Origin of the sequence: Shewanella sp. ANA-3 (genome assembly GCF_000203935.1) — a bacterium.
GTDB lineage: Bacteria > Pseudomonadota > Gammaproteobacteria > Enterobacterales > Shewanellaceae > Shewanella.
This window is the reverse complement of the sequence record NC_008577.1, coordinates 3,568,617-3,584,492: the sequence shown is the minus strand read 5'-3', so window position 1 is coordinate 3,584,492 and position 15,876 is coordinate 3,568,617. Positions and strand designations below refer to the sequence as shown.

The 15,876-nt window shown below is 48.1% G+C and carries 18 protein-coding genes; 8 read left to right on the top strand and 10 right to left on the bottom strand.

Annotated features, from left to right (window positions below):
- Window positions 1-49: 49 nt before the first annotated feature.
- Complete coding sequence (locus SHEWANA3_RS15675) at window positions 50-520, bottom strand: FKBP-type peptidyl-prolyl cis-trans isomerase (protein ID WP_011717838.1); 471 nt, start codon at window positions 518-520, stop codon at window positions 50-52.
- 220 nt (window positions 521-740) lie between these two features.
- Here SHEWANA3_RS15675 and SHEWANA3_RS15670 point away from each other — a divergent pair, with 220 nt between their 5' ends.
- Entirely contained in the window at window positions 741-2,069 is a 1,329-nt protein-coding gene (locus SHEWANA3_RS15670; protein WP_011717837.1) for a short-chain fatty acid transporter, read from the top strand.
- Window positions 2,070-2,199: 130 nt separating this feature from the next.
- On the opposite strand, the gene SHEWANA3_RS15665 is transcribed toward SHEWANA3_RS15670, so the two are convergent.
- On the bottom strand, window positions 2,200-2,679 hold the full coding sequence (locus tag SHEWANA3_RS15665; protein ID WP_011717836.1) for an HPP family protein: 480 nt from the start codon (window positions 2,677-2,679) through the stop codon (window positions 2,200-2,202).
- Window positions 2,680-2,930: 251 nt separating this feature from the next.
- Between SHEWANA3_RS15665 and SHEWANA3_RS15660 the strand changes: the two genes are divergently transcribed.
- Window positions 2,931-3,539 (top strand): TetR family transcriptional regulator, encoded by a 609-nt coding sequence (locus tag SHEWANA3_RS15660; RefSeq protein ID WP_011717835.1) that lies wholly within the window; start codon window positions 2,931-2,933, stop codon window positions 3,537-3,539.
- Window positions 3,540-3,547: 8 nt separating this feature from the next.
- Here the strand turns inward: SHEWANA3_RS15660 and SHEWANA3_RS15655 are convergent, their stop codons facing one another.
- The 5 genes from SHEWANA3_RS15655 to SHEWANA3_RS15635 form a co-directional block, all read right to left on the bottom strand.
- Window positions 3,548-3,937, bottom strand: coding sequence for a DUF1294 domain-containing protein (locus SHEWANA3_RS15655; RefSeq protein WP_244096572.1), 390 nt, complete (start codon window positions 3,935-3,937; stop codon window positions 3,548-3,550).
- 106 nt (window positions 3,938-4,043) lie between these two features.
- A complete protein-coding gene (locus tag SHEWANA3_RS15650; RefSeq protein WP_011717833.1) occupies window positions 4,044-5,288 on the bottom strand; it encodes a DUF418 domain-containing protein in 1,245 nt (414 codons plus the stop codon).
- 150 nt (window positions 5,289-5,438) lie between these two features.
- Window positions 5,439-5,741 (bottom strand): hypothetical protein, encoded by a 303-nt coding sequence (locus tag SHEWANA3_RS15645; protein WP_041412716.1) that lies wholly within the window; start codon window positions 5,739-5,741, stop codon window positions 5,439-5,441.
- Window positions 5,742-5,779: 38 nt separating this feature from the next.
- Window positions 5,780-6,217: a nucleoside deaminase gene (locus SHEWANA3_RS15640; RefSeq protein WP_011717832.1), complete on the bottom strand. Its 438-nt coding sequence runs from the start codon at window positions 6,215-6,217 to the stop codon at window positions 5,780-5,782.
- Window positions 6,218-6,331: 114 nt separating this feature from the next.
- On the bottom strand, window positions 6,332-6,826 hold the full coding sequence (locus tag SHEWANA3_RS15635; protein ID WP_011717831.1) for a hotdog fold domain-containing protein: 495 nt from the start codon (window positions 6,824-6,826) through the stop codon (window positions 6,332-6,334).
- Between the two features lie 237 nt (window positions 6,827-7,063).
- On the opposite strand from SHEWANA3_RS15635, the gene SHEWANA3_RS15630 reads away from it, so the two are divergent.
- Together SHEWANA3_RS15630 and SHEWANA3_RS15625 are read left to right on the top strand one after the other, a co-directional pair.
- On the top strand, window positions 7,064-7,978 hold the full coding sequence (locus SHEWANA3_RS15630) for a DUF368 domain-containing protein (protein WP_011717830.1): 915 nt from the start codon (window positions 7,064-7,066) through the stop codon (window positions 7,976-7,978).
- Window positions 7,979-8,178: 200 nt separating this feature from the next.
- A complete protein-coding gene (locus SHEWANA3_RS15625) occupies window positions 8,179-9,777 on the top strand; it encodes a hypothetical protein (RefSeq protein WP_041412714.1) in 1,599 nt (532 codons plus the stop codon).
- 77 nt (window positions 9,778-9,854) lie between these two features.
- Here SHEWANA3_RS15625 and SHEWANA3_RS15620 read toward each other — a convergent pair whose 3' ends face one another.
- The 3 genes from SHEWANA3_RS15620 to SHEWANA3_RS15610 are packed head-to-tail and all read right to left on the bottom strand — an operon-like array spanning window position 9,855 to window position 12,255.
- The gene (locus SHEWANA3_RS15620; RefSeq protein WP_011717828.1) at window positions 9,855-10,535 is read right to left on the bottom strand and encodes a PAS domain-containing protein; all 681 of its coding nucleotides are present in this window, start codon (window positions 10,533-10,535) and stop codon (window positions 9,855-9,857) included.
- A 41-nt stretch (window positions 10,536-10,576) separates the two neighbouring features.
- Window positions 10,577-11,851 (bottom strand): L-serine ammonia-lyase, iron-sulfur-dependent, subunit alpha, encoded by a 1,275-nt coding sequence (locus SHEWANA3_RS15615; RefSeq protein ID WP_011717827.1) that lies wholly within the window; start codon window positions 11,849-11,851, stop codon window positions 10,577-10,579.
- A 20-nt stretch (window positions 11,852-11,871) separates the two neighbouring features.
- Window positions 11,872-12,255 (bottom strand): RidA family protein, encoded by a 384-nt coding sequence (locus tag SHEWANA3_RS15610; RefSeq protein WP_011717826.1) that lies wholly within the window; start codon window positions 12,253-12,255, stop codon window positions 11,872-11,874.
- Between the two features lie 255 nt (window positions 12,256-12,510).
- On the opposite strand from SHEWANA3_RS15610, the gene SHEWANA3_RS15605 reads away from it, so the two are divergent.
- The 4 genes from SHEWANA3_RS15605 to SHEWANA3_RS15590 all read left to right on the top strand — a co-directional run bounded on the left by SHEWANA3_RS15605 (window position 12,511) and on the right by SHEWANA3_RS15590 (window position 15,798).
- Window positions 12,511-13,782, top strand: a complete 1,272-nt coding sequence (locus SHEWANA3_RS15605; protein WP_011717825.1) for an amino acid permease — start codon at window positions 12,511-12,513, stop codon at window positions 13,780-13,782.
- A 246-nt stretch (window positions 13,783-14,028) separates the two neighbouring features.
- Complete coding sequence (locus tag SHEWANA3_RS15600; protein WP_011717824.1) at window positions 14,029-15,168, top strand: transglutaminase domain-containing protein; 1,140 nt, start codon at window positions 14,029-14,031, stop codon at window positions 15,166-15,168.
- A 16-nt stretch (window positions 15,169-15,184) separates the two neighbouring features.
- Window positions 15,185-15,502, top strand: a complete 318-nt coding sequence (locus SHEWANA3_RS15595; protein ID WP_041413108.1) for a membrane protein — start codon at window positions 15,185-15,187, stop codon at window positions 15,500-15,502.
- A complete protein-coding gene (locus tag SHEWANA3_RS15590; protein ID WP_011717822.1) occupies window positions 15,499-15,798 on the top strand; it encodes a heavy-metal-associated domain-containing protein in 300 nt (99 codons plus the stop codon). Before SHEWANA3_RS15595 ends, SHEWANA3_RS15590 begins: the two co-directional genes overlap by 4 nt.
- The last annotated feature ends 78 nt before the right edge of the window (window positions 15,799-15,876 follow it).

Here is a 15,876-nt window from a genome sequence, read left to right as displayed (position 1 = left end):
AAAAAAGCCCTGCAATGCAGGGCTTTTTATTAAGGATTACAGCGTCAGATTAATTAATCTTTAGCAGCTCAACATCAAAAATCAGTACCGAACCGCCGCCAATTTTGCCAGTGCTGCGGTTGCCATATGCCAGTTCGCTTGGAATAAAGAAGCGGTACTTATCGCCTTCGACCATCAGTTGCACGCCTTCAGTCCAGCCTTTAATCACGCGATTGAGTGGGAAAGCAATGGGTTCACCGCGCTCGACCGAGCTATCGAACACAGTGCCATCAATTAAGGTGCCGTGGTAATGCACAGTCACTGTATCACTCGCCTTAGGATGAACAGTGCCAGTGCCTTGCTGTAACACTTGATATTGCAATCCCGAGGCGGTGGTTTTCACCCCTTCTTGGTTTTTGTTTTGCGCTAAAAACTCATTACCTAAACGGATATTTTCTTGGGCCGCTTTTTGGTTATTCATCGAGGTAAAGAAGTAAAAAATCACCCCAGCAATCACAACAACGGCAAGTAACATTTTCATTTTAAGGAGCACCTCAGTCAATTTTGGCCATGTTATCAGTTTTTTAGCCGAAGTGGCTAGCGCCTCGGTTTGGCGCGGTACTGGATGATCCGCGTTACATTTTCTCACTTTTTAAAACGGCTAAAGGCTTTATCCCGTTTTAGAGATCGCTTAACCTGTGGCATTAGACTCTACAAAAACTCAATAAAAACAGATAAGAAGAATAAACAAGGACAGTCTTATGTTAACCAAAGCGGCAAAACCTCTGGTCAAACTCGTCGACCGTTATTTACCCGACCCTTATATCTTTGTCTTGCTCTTAACCTTAGTGGTGTTGATTTCGGCCGTGGTGGCTGAGCAGAAAACCCCACTCGAAGTCATCAATTACTGGGGCGATGGCTTTTGGGCACTGCTGAGTTTTTCGATGCAGATGCTATTAGTGCTGGTGGCGGGATTTATGCTCGCCAGCTCGCCACCGATTAAGAAATTACTCGATGGCATCGCTGGATTCGCTAAGTCGGCGCCACAGGCGATTATCTTAGTAACACTGGTTTCACTCGCCGCCAGTTGGATTAACTGGGGATTTGGTTTAGTGGTCGGCGCCTTATTCGCGAAGGCCTTAGCGCGTAAAGTGCGTGTGGATTACCGTTTATTGGTCGCCAGTGCTTACTCGGGATTTGTGGTTTGGCATGGCGGCTTAGCGGGCTCGATTCCGCTAACCATTGCCACGGCGGGGCATTTCTCTGAATCACAAATCGGCATCATCCCCACCAGCGAGACCATCTTCGCGAGCTTTAACCTGCTGTTAGTGCTGATTTTGTTTGTGGTGATGCCTCTGGTAAACCGCTTTATGCTGCCCGAAGAGAAAGACGGTATCTATGTCGATCCTAAGGCTCTTGAGGATGGGGCCGCAGACGATAACGCGGCGCAGTTAACGGCCAATACGACTCGCCCTGCGGATAAATTAGAAAACAGTCGCTTGCTCGGTTGGAGCGTGGGCGGCGCGGGACTCGTTTACTTAGGCTACTACTTTGCTGTGCAGGGCGGCAGCTTAAACCTTAACCTAGTCAACTTCTTATTTTTATTCCTCGCCATCGTGCTGCATCAAACGCCACGCAGTCTATTGCTGAGTCTCAACGAAGCCATTAAAGGCGGCGCGGGTATCGTTATCCAGTTTCCTTTTTACGCAGGGATTATGGCGGTGATGGTGCAATCGGGATTAGCCCAGAGTATTTCCGAAGGTTTTGTGGCCATCGCCAGTGCCGAAAGTCTGCCATTTTGGAGCTTTATCAGTGCCGGGATTGTGAATATTTTCGTGCCTTCTGGGGGCGGACAATGGGCGGTGCAGGCGCCGATTATGTTGCCTGCGGCCGAAGCCTTGGGCGCCGATGTGGCACGTGTTGCTATGGCCGTAGCTTGGGGAGATGCGTGGACCAATCTTATCCAGCCTTTCTGGGCGCTGCCTGTGCTGGCCATCGCCGGGTTAAAGGCGCGGGATATCATGGGGTTTTGTTTAATGCAGCTGCTGATAACCGGGGTGATTATCAGTATCGCCCTAAGCTGGTTTTAAACGAAAGCTTACGGTTTTTGATAAAGGGCAATCTCACTTGCCCTTTATTTTTATGCACTTTTTATTCTCTTCTTTATCCAGTTCATGCCCAAATATGTAAAACGCTTAGGTTTTAATGTTTAGACGCAGCTTAAAACCATTTCTGCGGATAGGGGCGTCGACACAGCAGATTATGATACAGCCAGCCAAAGGACAGGATCAGCACTAGACCACTGGCGACTGGCGAATATAAAAAATCCCACCCTTGTGCGGTCAGCATAATAACCAGTGGGTTTGCTCCCGCTGGAGGATGCACTGTGTGGGTGAGCATCATCAATGCGATTCCCGCCCCCACTGCCAACCCTAATGTTAGCGGCGAGACGCCTACACTGTGGAGAATGATAAGCCCCATCAAACTGGTCAGTAGGTGGCCGCAGACAATATTTCTTGGCTGTGCCAATGGGCTATCGGGAAGGGCAAATAAAATCACCATAGTGGCGCCAAAGGGGGCCATCAGCCACAACAGTTGTGAACTCATTTGCTCCAAGCTTGCTAGGGCACTGATACATAACATGGCGCCTATGCCGGCGAGCAGTGCGGGTTTTAATTGTTGTTGGCTTATCACTTTCATTGTGTGTCCTTTGAGCCCAACTTGGCTATCGCGCAAGGGCTGTGGTTTATATGGTGAATATCAATGGCTGTGGCTTGGGGAGGGCAGTGTTGAGTTGCCCGTTGACTCGATCCCTGTGGCCGCGTAGCGCTTCATTGTGTTGAACTTTTAACAGGTAGACCAATCTGTCTGCTTGGTATCATTGCATGGGTAGACTGAGTTGTCTACCTGTGAGAAGATACGCTTAAATCCTAATTGCAGAGGAAGGCGATATGCCGCAACCCGAAGTCTTGTCAGATATGCCCTTAGATAAACGTCAACAGCTCATCAGCACGGCGTTTAAACTGTTTTATTTTCAGAGCGTACATGGGGTGGGTATTAACCAGATTTTGCAGGAGTCGGCGATTGCCAAAAAAACCTTGTACCATCATTTTGCCAGTAAGGATGAGTTGGTCGAAGCCGTGGTTCTGTACCGCGACCGAGTGTTTTATCAATGGTTAAGCGAGCGAGTGCTAGCAGTCGAGATGGGCACGGCGGGGATCCGCGTGTTATTTATGGCGCTCGATGATTGGTTTAATCAAAGAGTGCCGCAGCTGTGTGAGTTTCGGGGCTGTTTTTTTATCAATGTGAGTGCCGAATTTACCGATGCTAGCCATCCAGTGCATCGTTTATGTGCCGAGCATAAACAGCGGGTGGCAGATTTAATTGGTCAGCAAGTGGTGGCCTTGGGCTTGTCCGAGGCAAAAGCGGCTTATCTTGTCGATACCCTATGCCTATTGAAGGAAGGTGCCATAGTATCGGCGCAGCTACGCGGCGACACAGGTGCTGCCATGCAGGCGTTAAAAGTTGTCGAGCAATTGATCGAAATAGAAACGCATTAGCGTGACGGTTAAATCAATCTATCCATGATACCCGTTTGGATCCCATAACCCAGCAGGGCTAAGTTGGTCACGACAGTGAGCCAAAACAGTTGACGAAAGGCGGCTTTGACCGATTTATGCCGCAGTAACTGCTGGGCAAACAGTGCGCCGGGCCAACCCCCGAGGAGAGACATCAGGTGCAGGGTGCTTTTCTTGGTGCGCCAGCGACCTTTTCGTGCTGCCGATTTGTCGAAGGCGTAGGCGATAAAGGTACATAAACTCAGCAGCAGGTATAAACCCACAATCGCAAGCGGCAGCATATGCCACCAAGCGGCGCCGATTAGCATCGCCAGAAAAACGAGTGCTAATACCAAAGGCATTGAACTCTGATGCGAGCGCGCGGCTCTGGGTTTTGCCACTTTTGATTTCGCGACTCTTGGTTCTGTAGCTCTAGATTTATTCGCTTTTCGCTGATTCACTCTTTGTTGAGTCGCTCTTCGTTCATGTACTGGAGCGGAAGGTGTTTTACTGGCTCTTTTGTTGTTCATTGTTCGAGTTCAAATGGCTACTAGCGTTGATGGACTTAAAGGCGAGCTGGCGCCAGAGTTTTTCGAGTGGCCCTTGGTTAAAGTAGCGTAAATACAGACCTGCGAGTAGCAATTGCAGCAGAGAGTAACCCAGCGCTATCGCCATATAACCGCCCCTATCGAGGGTTAATATTAACTCGGGGGCAAGGTGGCGAAAGATAAACACACCGACAATGGATTGCAATATATACAGGCTAAAGGCGAGTTTGCCGACATTTTGCAAAGGCCTTAACACTGCCGAGCGATTTTGGCAGATTTTAACCAATATATGGATGTAAATCAGTGCGGTAGGGATAGCACTTAGCATGACTATGATATCCGAAAACATCACCAGTATCGGGTTTTGAGTTAAGCTCAGCAGGGTATCTAGGGCAGAGAGAACTAAGCTGGCTAATACCAGCTTGATTAAGGTGTTTCGCTCAAACCCCTGCTCGAAGCTACCTTGGCGATAGAGCGCCATTCCGAGCAGCATCAGTCCGCCCGTGAACCACATTAAGGTGAAGGGAATGACCAGCGCCATGTAACCGACCTGCATGACATGCAGGAACAGTTGATTGGCATAACCCGATGTCCAAGCGCTGTATTGCTCGGCAAATAAGGGCGATTCGCGGGTAAAGAGTTCGTCACTGCCCATGATGCTGATTAAGCAGATAACCACTAACGAACTGAAAATAAAAATATTGGCCTTACGTTTTAACTCGGCGATGCTGGCATCTCGGTAGCAGAGTGCTAAAAAGCCGCTGATCCCATAGGTCAGTAAAATATCACCGGGCCAGATAATGATGCCGTGGATCAGGCCAAAGACAATCAACCATTTCAAGCGTGAGAGCAGCAGCGAATAGGCCGCTAAACCTTTATCGCTAAACCGTTGGTACTGAATATAAAGCCCGACACCAAATAAGATGGAAAACAGGCTGATAAAGCGCCCTTCAATAAAGAAATTGCTAAAGGCTTCGAGCACTTGGTCTGAGAGCAATGGGATTTGATGGGGCGCATAGCCATAAAAGCTTATCCCCATAAAATAGATATTCATAAAAAATATCCCTAATACCGCTAACCCACGTATGGCATCGAGGTTGGCGTTACGTCCAATTGGGATAGGCCGATGGAGCGTGTGAGTCGCATCGATGGGATTTCCCCAAGGATCCTTGGCAGCTTGAGTGATAGGTTTGATAGCAGGCATCCTTTTGCTATTGGGAAAATGAACCGAGTCTGCTCGGCGAGATTGAGTTGATAATACAAGTGTTAGCCTAACAGTCGACCATTCGAAAGAATACTTAGGGTGAGCGTTGTATACGTGTTCTATCCAACTTTTAGGGCAAACTTCACAAACTTATTCGTAGTACTTAATAATGAGTCCATATTTTTTTAGGAAAATTTCAACTAGCAAATTTAACTCTACGTTTCTGGGCTCAGGATTTGTTACCACAATACTCTGCAACTTTTTTTCGTCTATATATTGCAATGTCAAAGAATATTCACCATTACACCAGAAAGAGCTATCAGACATGAAATTGTGATAATCCCAAGAGCCGCCGATATCAGTAACTTTTAAAGTGCCCCAAATTAGTCTTTCTATTTGTTTGGTATGTTTAAAGTCTGACCATTGGTATTTAGGGTGCAAGGTAATTTTCAAGTGCGCTCCGTATTGATAATAGGCTTAAAAAATATTGGCTATTCACCAATATCTTCGTTCCACAGTTGTGGCTTGGCGGCGATAAAATCGTGCATCAACTGTTTGCACTCGTGATTGTCCACCACTGTTACCTCTACTCCGCGGGACTGCACATAGGCTTCCGGCCCTTGAAAGGTGACATTTTCACCGACCACCACCTTAGGGATGCCATAGAGTAAAATCGCGCCGCTACACATATCGCAGGGGGAAAGGGTTGAATAGAGCGTGGCCTTTTGGTAATCGGCGGCGGTCAATCTGCCGGCATTTTCGAGGCAATCCATTTCGGCATGCAGCACGGCGCTGCCTTGCTGCACGCGTTTGTTATGGCCGCGGGCGACAATTTCCCCGTCGATCACTAATACTGAACCAATGGGGATACCGCCTTCGGCGAGTCCTTGTTTGGCCTCATCAATCGCGGCCTGTAAAAATTCATCCATTTCGATCCCCTGTCTTAGGCTGTTTGGCTCAGCATAGCAGCCTGCAAGCGTTGAGCAAGACAACCTAAGTGGTGATTTCGATTGATGATTAAGCTTGGGTTGATGTGCCTTGGCTTACTTCTGCGGCTTTTCTGAAATCCATAACTTGATATGTCCCTTCACGACTACCACACCTTGGGTGTCGTAGGCGGTAACAGGCACCAACATATCGCCGGGAGTCCACTGCTCTGGCGTGACTTCGGCAACACATAAAATATCACTGCCCGCCTTGGCGGTGTAATCCAGGCTCATGCCCTTAGGGATCCAACGCAGGTGAGCCGGAATCGATGCTTCGGCCATCACGCCCATCGCCATTTCTAAGCCGTTACAGATGGCGATAACATGCACGGTTTTTATATGGTTATGAACGGCATGACGTTTTTTAATCAGGCAAGCACAGTGGTTAAGGCGCAATTCAGTGATCAGTGGTTTGATGGTGCCAAAATAAGGCGCCATGCGTGATACCATGATGGAGAAGATTTTTTGGCCAAAGGGCCAGCCTTGGGTTTTATGGTAAAGCGCGAGAACCTTATTGGGCTTAGCGTTTGGGGTTTGTGCGTTAGGGCTCATGGTTATCCTTCATCGGAGTGCAAACTTAAGGTGTTAGTCTTGGGCCGCTGATATTTTTAATGCTTAGCGGCGTGCCTGTTTCTTTCTGGTCGGATGAGTGTAACATTGGGATAACATTAAATGCCAGTCGGCCGAATTAAGTAAACTTCATTTCGCGGTTTTTACGCTAACACCGTATAATCACGACAAATTTGTCATCAATGACACGTCATAATGATTTAACTACAAGGACTCACAGTGAAATATTTGCTGACCTATTTTAAGGGAATGGCCATGGGGGCCGCCGATGTGGTGCCTGGGGTTTCGGGTGGCACTATCGCCTTTATCACCGGTATTCTCGATACCCTGCTTGAAAGCGTTAAACGTATTAATCCGTCCCTTTGGGGCGTGATTAAGTCGCAGGGGATTAAAGGTGCGTTTGAACATATCAATGGCGGATTTTTACTGAGCCTATTAGCGGGCATCCTAACCAGTATTTTTACCTTCGCTAAACTGATTTCTTGGTTGCTGGTGGCCCATCCCATTCCGATTTGGTCATTCTTCTTTGGCCTCATCATCATCTCTGTGGTGCACATGCTTAAACAGGTGAGTGGTTTTACGCTGGCGCGTTTGGGATTATTCGCCTTAGGGGTTTTGGCTGCTTGGGTGATCACTGTACTGAACCCTGTGTCGGTCGAGGCCAGCTATTTAAATATTTTCTTCGGCGGTGCGATTGCCATTTGTGCCATGGTATTACCGGGGATTTCGGGCAGTTTTATCTTATTATTGCTCGGCTTATATCCAGTGGTACTCGCGGCGGCAAAAAATATCCAAATCGATATTTTGGCCTGTTTTGCCGTAGGCGCTTTGCTGGGGATTTTAAGCTTTAGCCATTTACTCTCGGCCTTGCTGCGTAAATACCATGATGCGACCGTAGTGTTTCTCACGGGCTTGATGCTCGGCACCTTAGGTAAAATTTGGCCTTGGAAACAAACCTTAACGTGGCGTACTAACTCCCACGGTGAACAAGTGCCGCTATTGGAGCAAAATATTTCGCCGCTAAATTTTGAACAAGTGACGGGCCAACCTTCACAGCTGATGTTAGCTATCGTGTGTATGTTGGCGGCCATTGCCTTAGTTTGGGGTTTAGAGAAGGTCGGCAAACGGGATTAAGTCAATCCTGTGGATGATGTGAATAAAAGCAGCGATATTCGCTGCTTTTATGTTTTAAGGCCAATGGAATGTCCTCGACTTTTGGGCAATGTTATTTTGCTGGTCCGTTAAGTTACAATCGCGCCTCAGAGTGCACGCAGTCGATGTTGTGCATCCGTTTAAACTCAGTGAGAGTTTGCAGTTACGATAAGGATATAGTTGTGGAAAAAAAACAGGTTCCCTGGGTTGGCGTGGCGCTAGCCATTTTTGCCTTAGGTCATGTGGTTAACTTAATCATAGATAAACAAGATTCTGAAATATCCCCAGAGTTAAAGCAGCAAATTTCTGACACTATTCAGGCTCACAGAACACCCGCTTCAGCGAATAATGTCTTGATTCATGAGCCAAACAACCGTGAGATTGCCGAGACTTCGTCCAAAATCCCTATGCCTGCAGAATTAGCCGATGTGAGTCAAATCTACAGCAATCTCAATGCATTTGCGGCGCTCAAACGAGACGGTACTGTCGTCACATGGGGGGATGGCGAGTGTGGTGGCGATAGCAATAACGCCGCCGAGCCTCTACTTAATGTAAAACAACTGTATGCGGCAGAGGATACCTGCGGCTTTGCAGCATTAACCCATGACCACAAACTGATCCCTTGGGGAATGGGGGATGAAACTATGCCTTGGACTCGAGGAGTGAGACCTGTACTGCATGATGTGCGCGAATTTGTTGTGGCTAAGGGGCTCTATGCTGCCATTAAGCAAGATGGAAGTGTCGTCAGTTGGTCTTTTGAAGATGCATCAACTGCCGAGCTAGGCTCTGGTCAATACGCCGCGCCAGCGATGACTGACGTCGTGTCTGTCTCTGTTAACTATGGCGCTTTTGCCGCCTTAAAACGGGATGGAACAGTCGTGACATGGGGGCAGGCGGATTATGGTGGCGACAGTCACGAAGTCGCCTCAGCGCTTAACAATGTGAAACTCCTCTATGCTAACGATAATGCTTTTACCGCTATGACAGCGACGGGCAGATTGGTGTCGTGGGGTAAGGTCAGAGCGGAGCAAAAAGGTCGTGAGCAAGTGGCAAAGCTTAACCAGCTTGCGCCTGCCGTGAAAGTTGTTGCTTCCAAAAATGGTTTTGCAGCGCTGCTGGCTGACGGTAGTGTTTATGCGTGGGGGGAAGGGGAGTTAACTGAGTATCATGTGCCATTCCCAGCTCGTTTATCTCGCCCAAGTCGTGCCAATAAAGTGATTGATATTTTTGCCAATAATGACGCGTTTGCCGCCTTAACCATCAGTCGTCAACTTATCGTTTGGGGCAGTAAATATCATGGTGCTGATACGACGGTCCTTAAAGATAAATTACAAAGCGTGCTTAAGGTTTATCCCTTTGATGAAGGATTTGTCGCGCTACGTAGGGATAATACGGCTATCGCTTGGGAAGGATGGGAATTGGCAGAAAACCAGCCGCGTTATCAAGAGGTCACTCAGGTCAGTAAAGTGGTGACCTATGAACGTGAGTTTGCCTTTTTAAAGCAAGATGGCACTGTGGTTGATGGCCACTCAGGCCCCAAAACTGACATAACTCAAGCAACGGATATTTTCCCTACGGGGTTAGGCTTTACGGTTAAACGCCAAGATGGCTCGATTGCAGTATGGATGCGGGAAGATCCCGCGGTGACGCTAGATAAGCAAGCCGTTGATTTGAGTCACATGCGGGATATTCGCAGTAATTTGCTGGATGTGATTGCCCTAATGGACGATGGCACGGTACAGGCTTGGGATGTCACAGGTAGAACGAGCAATGTGCTCTAAGCCAATGAGCAATCCCATTTGAAGCTATCAAGCTAATAAAAACAAAGGGCTAAGATGTTCATCTTAGCCCTTTATCTTTAAGCGAGGCTTTTGTCGCTTTCCGCCTGATTGGCTTTAATTTCACGCAAATAGCGGTAAATGGAATGCACTGAAATCCCTAATCGAGTGGCGGCCACTTGGGCGCTATCCTTGAGTTCGAAAATCCCTAACTCATGGAGTTGATTGACAATTTCGCGGCTCTTTTGTGAAGGGGAAATCGCAGGATTGGCACGCACCTCGTGGTTAACACTATCGATAGTGCTGTGCAGCGCCTCATCAATATTGCGCGCAAACACCTCGGGCGAACTGGTCAATTCACTGCCAAGGAGCTGCTCCGGCATCATAGTGCGCAGCACAGATTGCAGCGGCGCATCCATATCGGTATTGATGCACAGTAACCCAATCGGCAGGTTTTTAGGATTACGGATAACTGTGGTTATCGAACGTAAGGTCTTACCGTTGGCGCACTTGGTAAGATAAGAGTTAGAAATATCTTGACCCGTTTTGAGCTTAAGCAAGGCCAAGTTAGTGATGGGCGCACCGACCTCACGGCCAGTGACATGACCATTGGCAATTTTGATCACCGAAGGGTGCTTAGCATCTAAGCTGTGCAGCACGACCTCTGTATGTTGGCCGTACATGGCGGCAATCCCATCGACGATATTTTCGATGGACTTGAGTATATCCAGATCGCTTTGGGTTAAGTCTTGCAATTTCACAATATTCTTACCTTTTCAGCTGCTTATCAGGAATAACCGTCTTATTCAGACATGATGTTAATGATAGTGACATCCGTAGATGACATGCCATTGAGTACCATCTTGCCTATGTTCTTAATGGTTTTCTCAACATCTTTGGCGATGATACCTTGGCCTGAAACGTTTTGGCTGTTGAGCGCCATTAAGAAGGAGCGCACCGCCGCACTCGATGAGGTACTGACCTTCATCGCGCAGGAGGCTTTGGCACCATCACAGACCATGCCCGAGCTGTCGCTGATGACGTTTTGAATCGCAAAGCAGGATTGCTCGAAACTGCCGCCCGCTAAATACACCATGGCCATAGAGGCGGCAGCGCTAGTGACCGTATTGCCACAGAATGCCGATAACGGTGGATAGTGGGATTTGATATAAATCGCCCCGAGGTGGCTCATGATCAGCGCGCGAGCCAGTTTCTCTTCGCTGACTTTATAACACTGGGCGGTGATGACTACTGGAATCGTCGCCGCAATTCCTTGGTTACCACTGCCTAAATTGCTCATGGCGGGCAGATTGGCACCGCCCATACGCGCATCCGAAGCCGCCGCGGTGAGCATCACAATCTTGTTGAGTAAGTCCTCACCGATGATCCCCGCAGCAATGCCGTTCTTCATGGTGCGGCCGACTTCCAAGCCATAGGGTTTGGACATGCCTTCATCGGATAATTTACTGTTTAATTCCGAGGCTTTAAGAATAAATTGGATTTCTTCGAAGGGCACTTCTTGGGCGAAGCGGTAAATCGATTCAATATTGATATCGACGCCGTCGCAGATTGAGCCTGTAGCCTTGGCTTGGGCGCTATCGGCGGTAAATACTAACTCACCATTTAAGCGCTTCTCGGCAATCAAGGTATGGCCGCCACAGATTTTCACCATGGCCTCTTGCTCGCCAGCGGTTAAGCTGACGCAGCAATAGATAAATTCGTCGGTCTCGGTACGCTCAACCTTCACTTTACCCGCATCGATAAGGGTTTGTGCCTGTGCCACTTGTTCAGGCGTCACGTTGGCCAAGACTTCTAATCCCGCATCGGCATTACCTGCAAGCGCGCCTGCGGCTGCGGCGATAGCGAGACCGATTTTACCTGTACCGGGCACATAAACACCCATCGAGTTTTTATACAAGTTATCAGAAACTTGCACCGCAATTGACTCGGGTGCTACCGGTAATAAGGTGCGTGCTACGGCTGCCGCATAGGCCGCGGCGATCGGCTCGGTACAGCCTAAGGCGGGTTTAACCACTTGGTTAATGATCTGAATGTATTGCTGCCATAGAGGTTTCATCGGGCTACAACCTTACCAATTTATGCGTGAACGTGGGCGATGGCTTCAACTTCCACTTTGACACCCAGTGGAAGATCTTTTACCGCAAAACAGCTGCGGGCAGGGCAGTCGGTTTTGAAATAGGTTTTATAGACTTCATTAAAGGCGGCAAAGTCACTGATCTCACTCAAGTAACAGGTGGTTTTAAGCACGGTTTCTAGGCTGCCACCACCAGCTTCAATCACGTATTTCAGATTCTCAAGGCATTGCACAGATTGTTCGCTGATCCCACCCTCGACAACGCCACCTTTCTCTTTACATACAGGCAGTTGTCCAGAGGTAAAAATCAGGTTGCCATAACTCGTGCCGTGGGAATAAGGGCCAATCGCTGCTGGGGCACGTTCTGCATGAATGATGCTTTTCATTATCTCTCCAATCTGCAAATAAAATTGAATGCTGTCGAATTTCTATGTGCAATATTATTTGCATATTTTGGTTTGGTTGCAATTATTTTTTAATGTTTCATGCCGTAAAGACGAGTTTATGCGTCTTTTGGCGGGTTTTGGACCGAATTGTGAGCGACGGCACTTTGTTCAACAAAAGTTGAGTATTTTGTTTGCTGAGTTTGTTTTGTTCAAATATATTTGCAAAAAATAACATCAACTCGGTTAGGATGAGATATGGATGCAAGGCTAACGGCGGCACAATGGAAAGAGGATACCCGCTTCGACAGTACGGATTGGGGCTGGATCATTATGAGTATTGGCATGGCGATTGGCGCTGGGATCGTATTTTTGCCAGTGCAGGTGGGCTTGATGGGCTTGTGGGTGTTCTTGCTCTCCAGTGTGATTGGTTATCCCGCTATGTATTTGTTTCAGCGTTTGTTTATCAATACCTTGGCAGAGTCGCCCGAATGTAAGGATTACCCGAGTGTGATTTCGGGGTATCTGGGCAAAAACTGGGGCATCTTACTCGGCGGCTTGTACTTCATTATGTTGGTGATTTGGGTGTTTGTGTATTCCACGGCCATCACTAACGATAGCGCCTCCTTTTTACAAAGCTTTGGCGCAACTACGTCATTATTGTCTGAAAATCCCTTTTATGGCCTAGCGCTGATCTGCGGTTTAGTCGCATTGGCTTCCCGGGGTGAAAACCTATTATTTAAGATCTCCACCTTTATGGTGCTCACTAAGCTTGGGGTGGTGGCGGTACTCGGGCTGATGATGGTCGATAAGTGGGATATCAATAATATCGGTAGCGTACCCAGCACGGGCGATTGGCTAAAGGATGCGATTGTGATGTTGCCCTTTACGCTGACATCGATTCTATTTATCCAAAGTTTAAGCCCTATGGTGATTTCCTATCGTTCGCGGGAGAAATCCCTTGCTGTTGCCCGCTTTAAGGCGATGCGTGCGATGAACATTGCCTTTGGGGTGCTGTTTGTGGTGGTGTTTTTCTACGCTGTGTCTTTTACCCTCGCCATGGGACATGAGCAGGCGGTGCGCGCCTCCCATGAAAATATCTCCGCTTTAGCCATGGTGGCCCAGGGGATGCCAGGGCAAACCTTAAAACTGCTTAGCCTGACCTTAAATATCTTTGCGGTGATGACAGCGTATTTTGGTGTGTATTTAGGGTTTAGGGAGGCGTGTCAGGGATTGACCATGAATATGCTGCGCCGAGTGATGCCCGAGGAGCGGATCAATAAGTCGTTAGTGGGTTACGGCATCATGATCTTTACCATTTTGCTGTCCTGGGGCGCGATTGTATTAAATGCCCCAGTGCTGAGTTTTACCTCTATTTGCAGTCCTATCTTCGGTTTAGTGGGTTGTTTGATCCCGGCCTATTTGGTTTATCAAGTGCCTGCGCTGCATAAATATAAAGGGGTGTCGCTGTACATCATTATTGTCACTGGCTTATTGTTATGTATCTCGCCTTTGCTTGCCTTTAGTTAATGCTTTACCTCCTTTACAAACAGGTATAGCAGTCGTGCTGTACCTGTTTTTTGGCTTCTATTGAGACAAATTGTCTTAATTTCCCCGCTATTTACTAGGCTCATTGTGCGCTAGTAGTGGTTTTTGTCATGCTGTTCGCGCTGGATGAAATTTGGTGATTGTGCCGGATCGATAACTTCCTATAATTCTGTTAAGTACTTTAGTGGTCTCTTTTTTTCTAATGCTTATCAAACTAAGGAATGCCTAATGCAAAGACGTGATTTTTTGAAGGGTGCAGCCATTCTGTCGGCGGCGGGAACCGTGATGCCAGTGTTAGCGGCGTCGACGCAAGCCCATGCTATGACCGATAAAAGCTGTGGTCGTCGCCGATTTACCTTAACCAATACCTATCAGCTCGTCGCGCCAGAAGGCTCTGCGGGCGTGGTAAAGTTATGGGTGCCACTTCCCGAAAACACGGCTTTCCAGCAGGTTGAAAAACTTAACTTTAGCGGGACTTATCAAGACGCCTATATCAGTGCCAATAACCACTATGGCGCTAAAACCCTGTTTGCCACTTGGCCCGATGCCAAAGGCAAGATGACCCTAACACTAGAATTAGTGATAGAAACCCAAGATTGGGAACCGGTGAAAAGTGGCGAGTTAAGCCATTACCGCGCGCCAGCTAAACCTGAGTATCCTGCCGACGTCGCCATTTACCTTAAGCCAACCAAGCATATGCCTGTGGATGGTATCGTGAAGCAAACCGCGGATAAGATCGTGGGTAAAGAAACCGAGCCACTCAAGCAAGCACAGTTGATTTATAACTGGGTGAGCGCCAACATGTACCGCGATAACGATGTCATAGGTTGTGGCAGTGGCGATGTGGCGGCGATTCTTGAAAGTGGCAAACTCGGCGGCAAGTGTACCGATATCAACTCAGTATTTGTGGCGCTGATGCGCGCAGTCGGTGTGCCTGCCCGTGAAATGTTTGGTATTCGCCTTGGCCAAGCCATCAAGATGGGCCATTATTCCAAAAAAGCCTTTGGCAACGCCGATGATAAGGGCTTTGCCGATGTGACAGGTGGTCAACACTGCCGTGCCATGTTCTATCTTGCGGGTTATGGTTGGTTACCTGCCGACCCTGCGGATGTCACTAAAATGCGCCTCACCGAGAAGAAGGAGCATAGCGACCCTGCGGTACAAGCGGTCAATGATTACCTGTTTGGTAACTGGGAAATGAATTGGGTTGGCTTTAACTATGGCCGTGACTTTGACTTATTCCCCGTGGCGGAGCAGACTCCACTGAACAATTTTGGTTATCCCTATGCCGAAGTGGACGGCGATCCTGTGAATTACTATGAGCCAAAAGTTTTCGCCTATGAGTACAAGTCAAGCGAGCAGCGCTAAACCCCTGCTTGCCACCATGGCCGCCGCCGTTGTTGCGGCGGTTGCCTCTAGCCTTTGCTGCATTGCGCCCTTAATTTATTTGGTGTTTGGCGTATCTGCGGCGGGGCTGTCGGGGTTATCGAGCTTAGCTTGGTTACAAGTGCCCATGTTGCTTCTATCAACCGGGTTGATTTTGCTGGGTTTTTGGCGCTTGTACTTTGCGAAAAAGCCGCTTTGCACAGGCAAGTTTAGCCGAGGACAAATGTTATTAGCCTATTGGCTGACTGTGCCTATTGTGCTGGCATTCCAACTGTATCCCTTTGTTTTACCTTGGCTACTTGAGGTGTTCGAATGAAGCCACTATTACGCACTACTCTCATACTCATAGTATCGCTGGGGTTTGCGCCATTCATTTGGGCGGATAACGTGCAGGTAACACTCGATGTGAAAGGCATGACCTGCCCGTTGTGCGTCACCGTCGTCAATCAGGCGCTGCGCAAAACCGATGGGGTGATCAAAGCCAAGGCAAACTTGAAAACCGAGCAGGCCGTGGTCACAGTCGCCGATGATTTTAACCTCGATAAGTTGATTACCGCCGTCGATGCCACAGGCTACAAAGGCAGCATCAATAAGATCGAAAAGCAGAGCTGATATTGGCTCATTATCGCTTCAGTATTTAATCTAAAAAGCACAACCTAATTGGATTGTGCTTTTTTATTAGCGGAAATG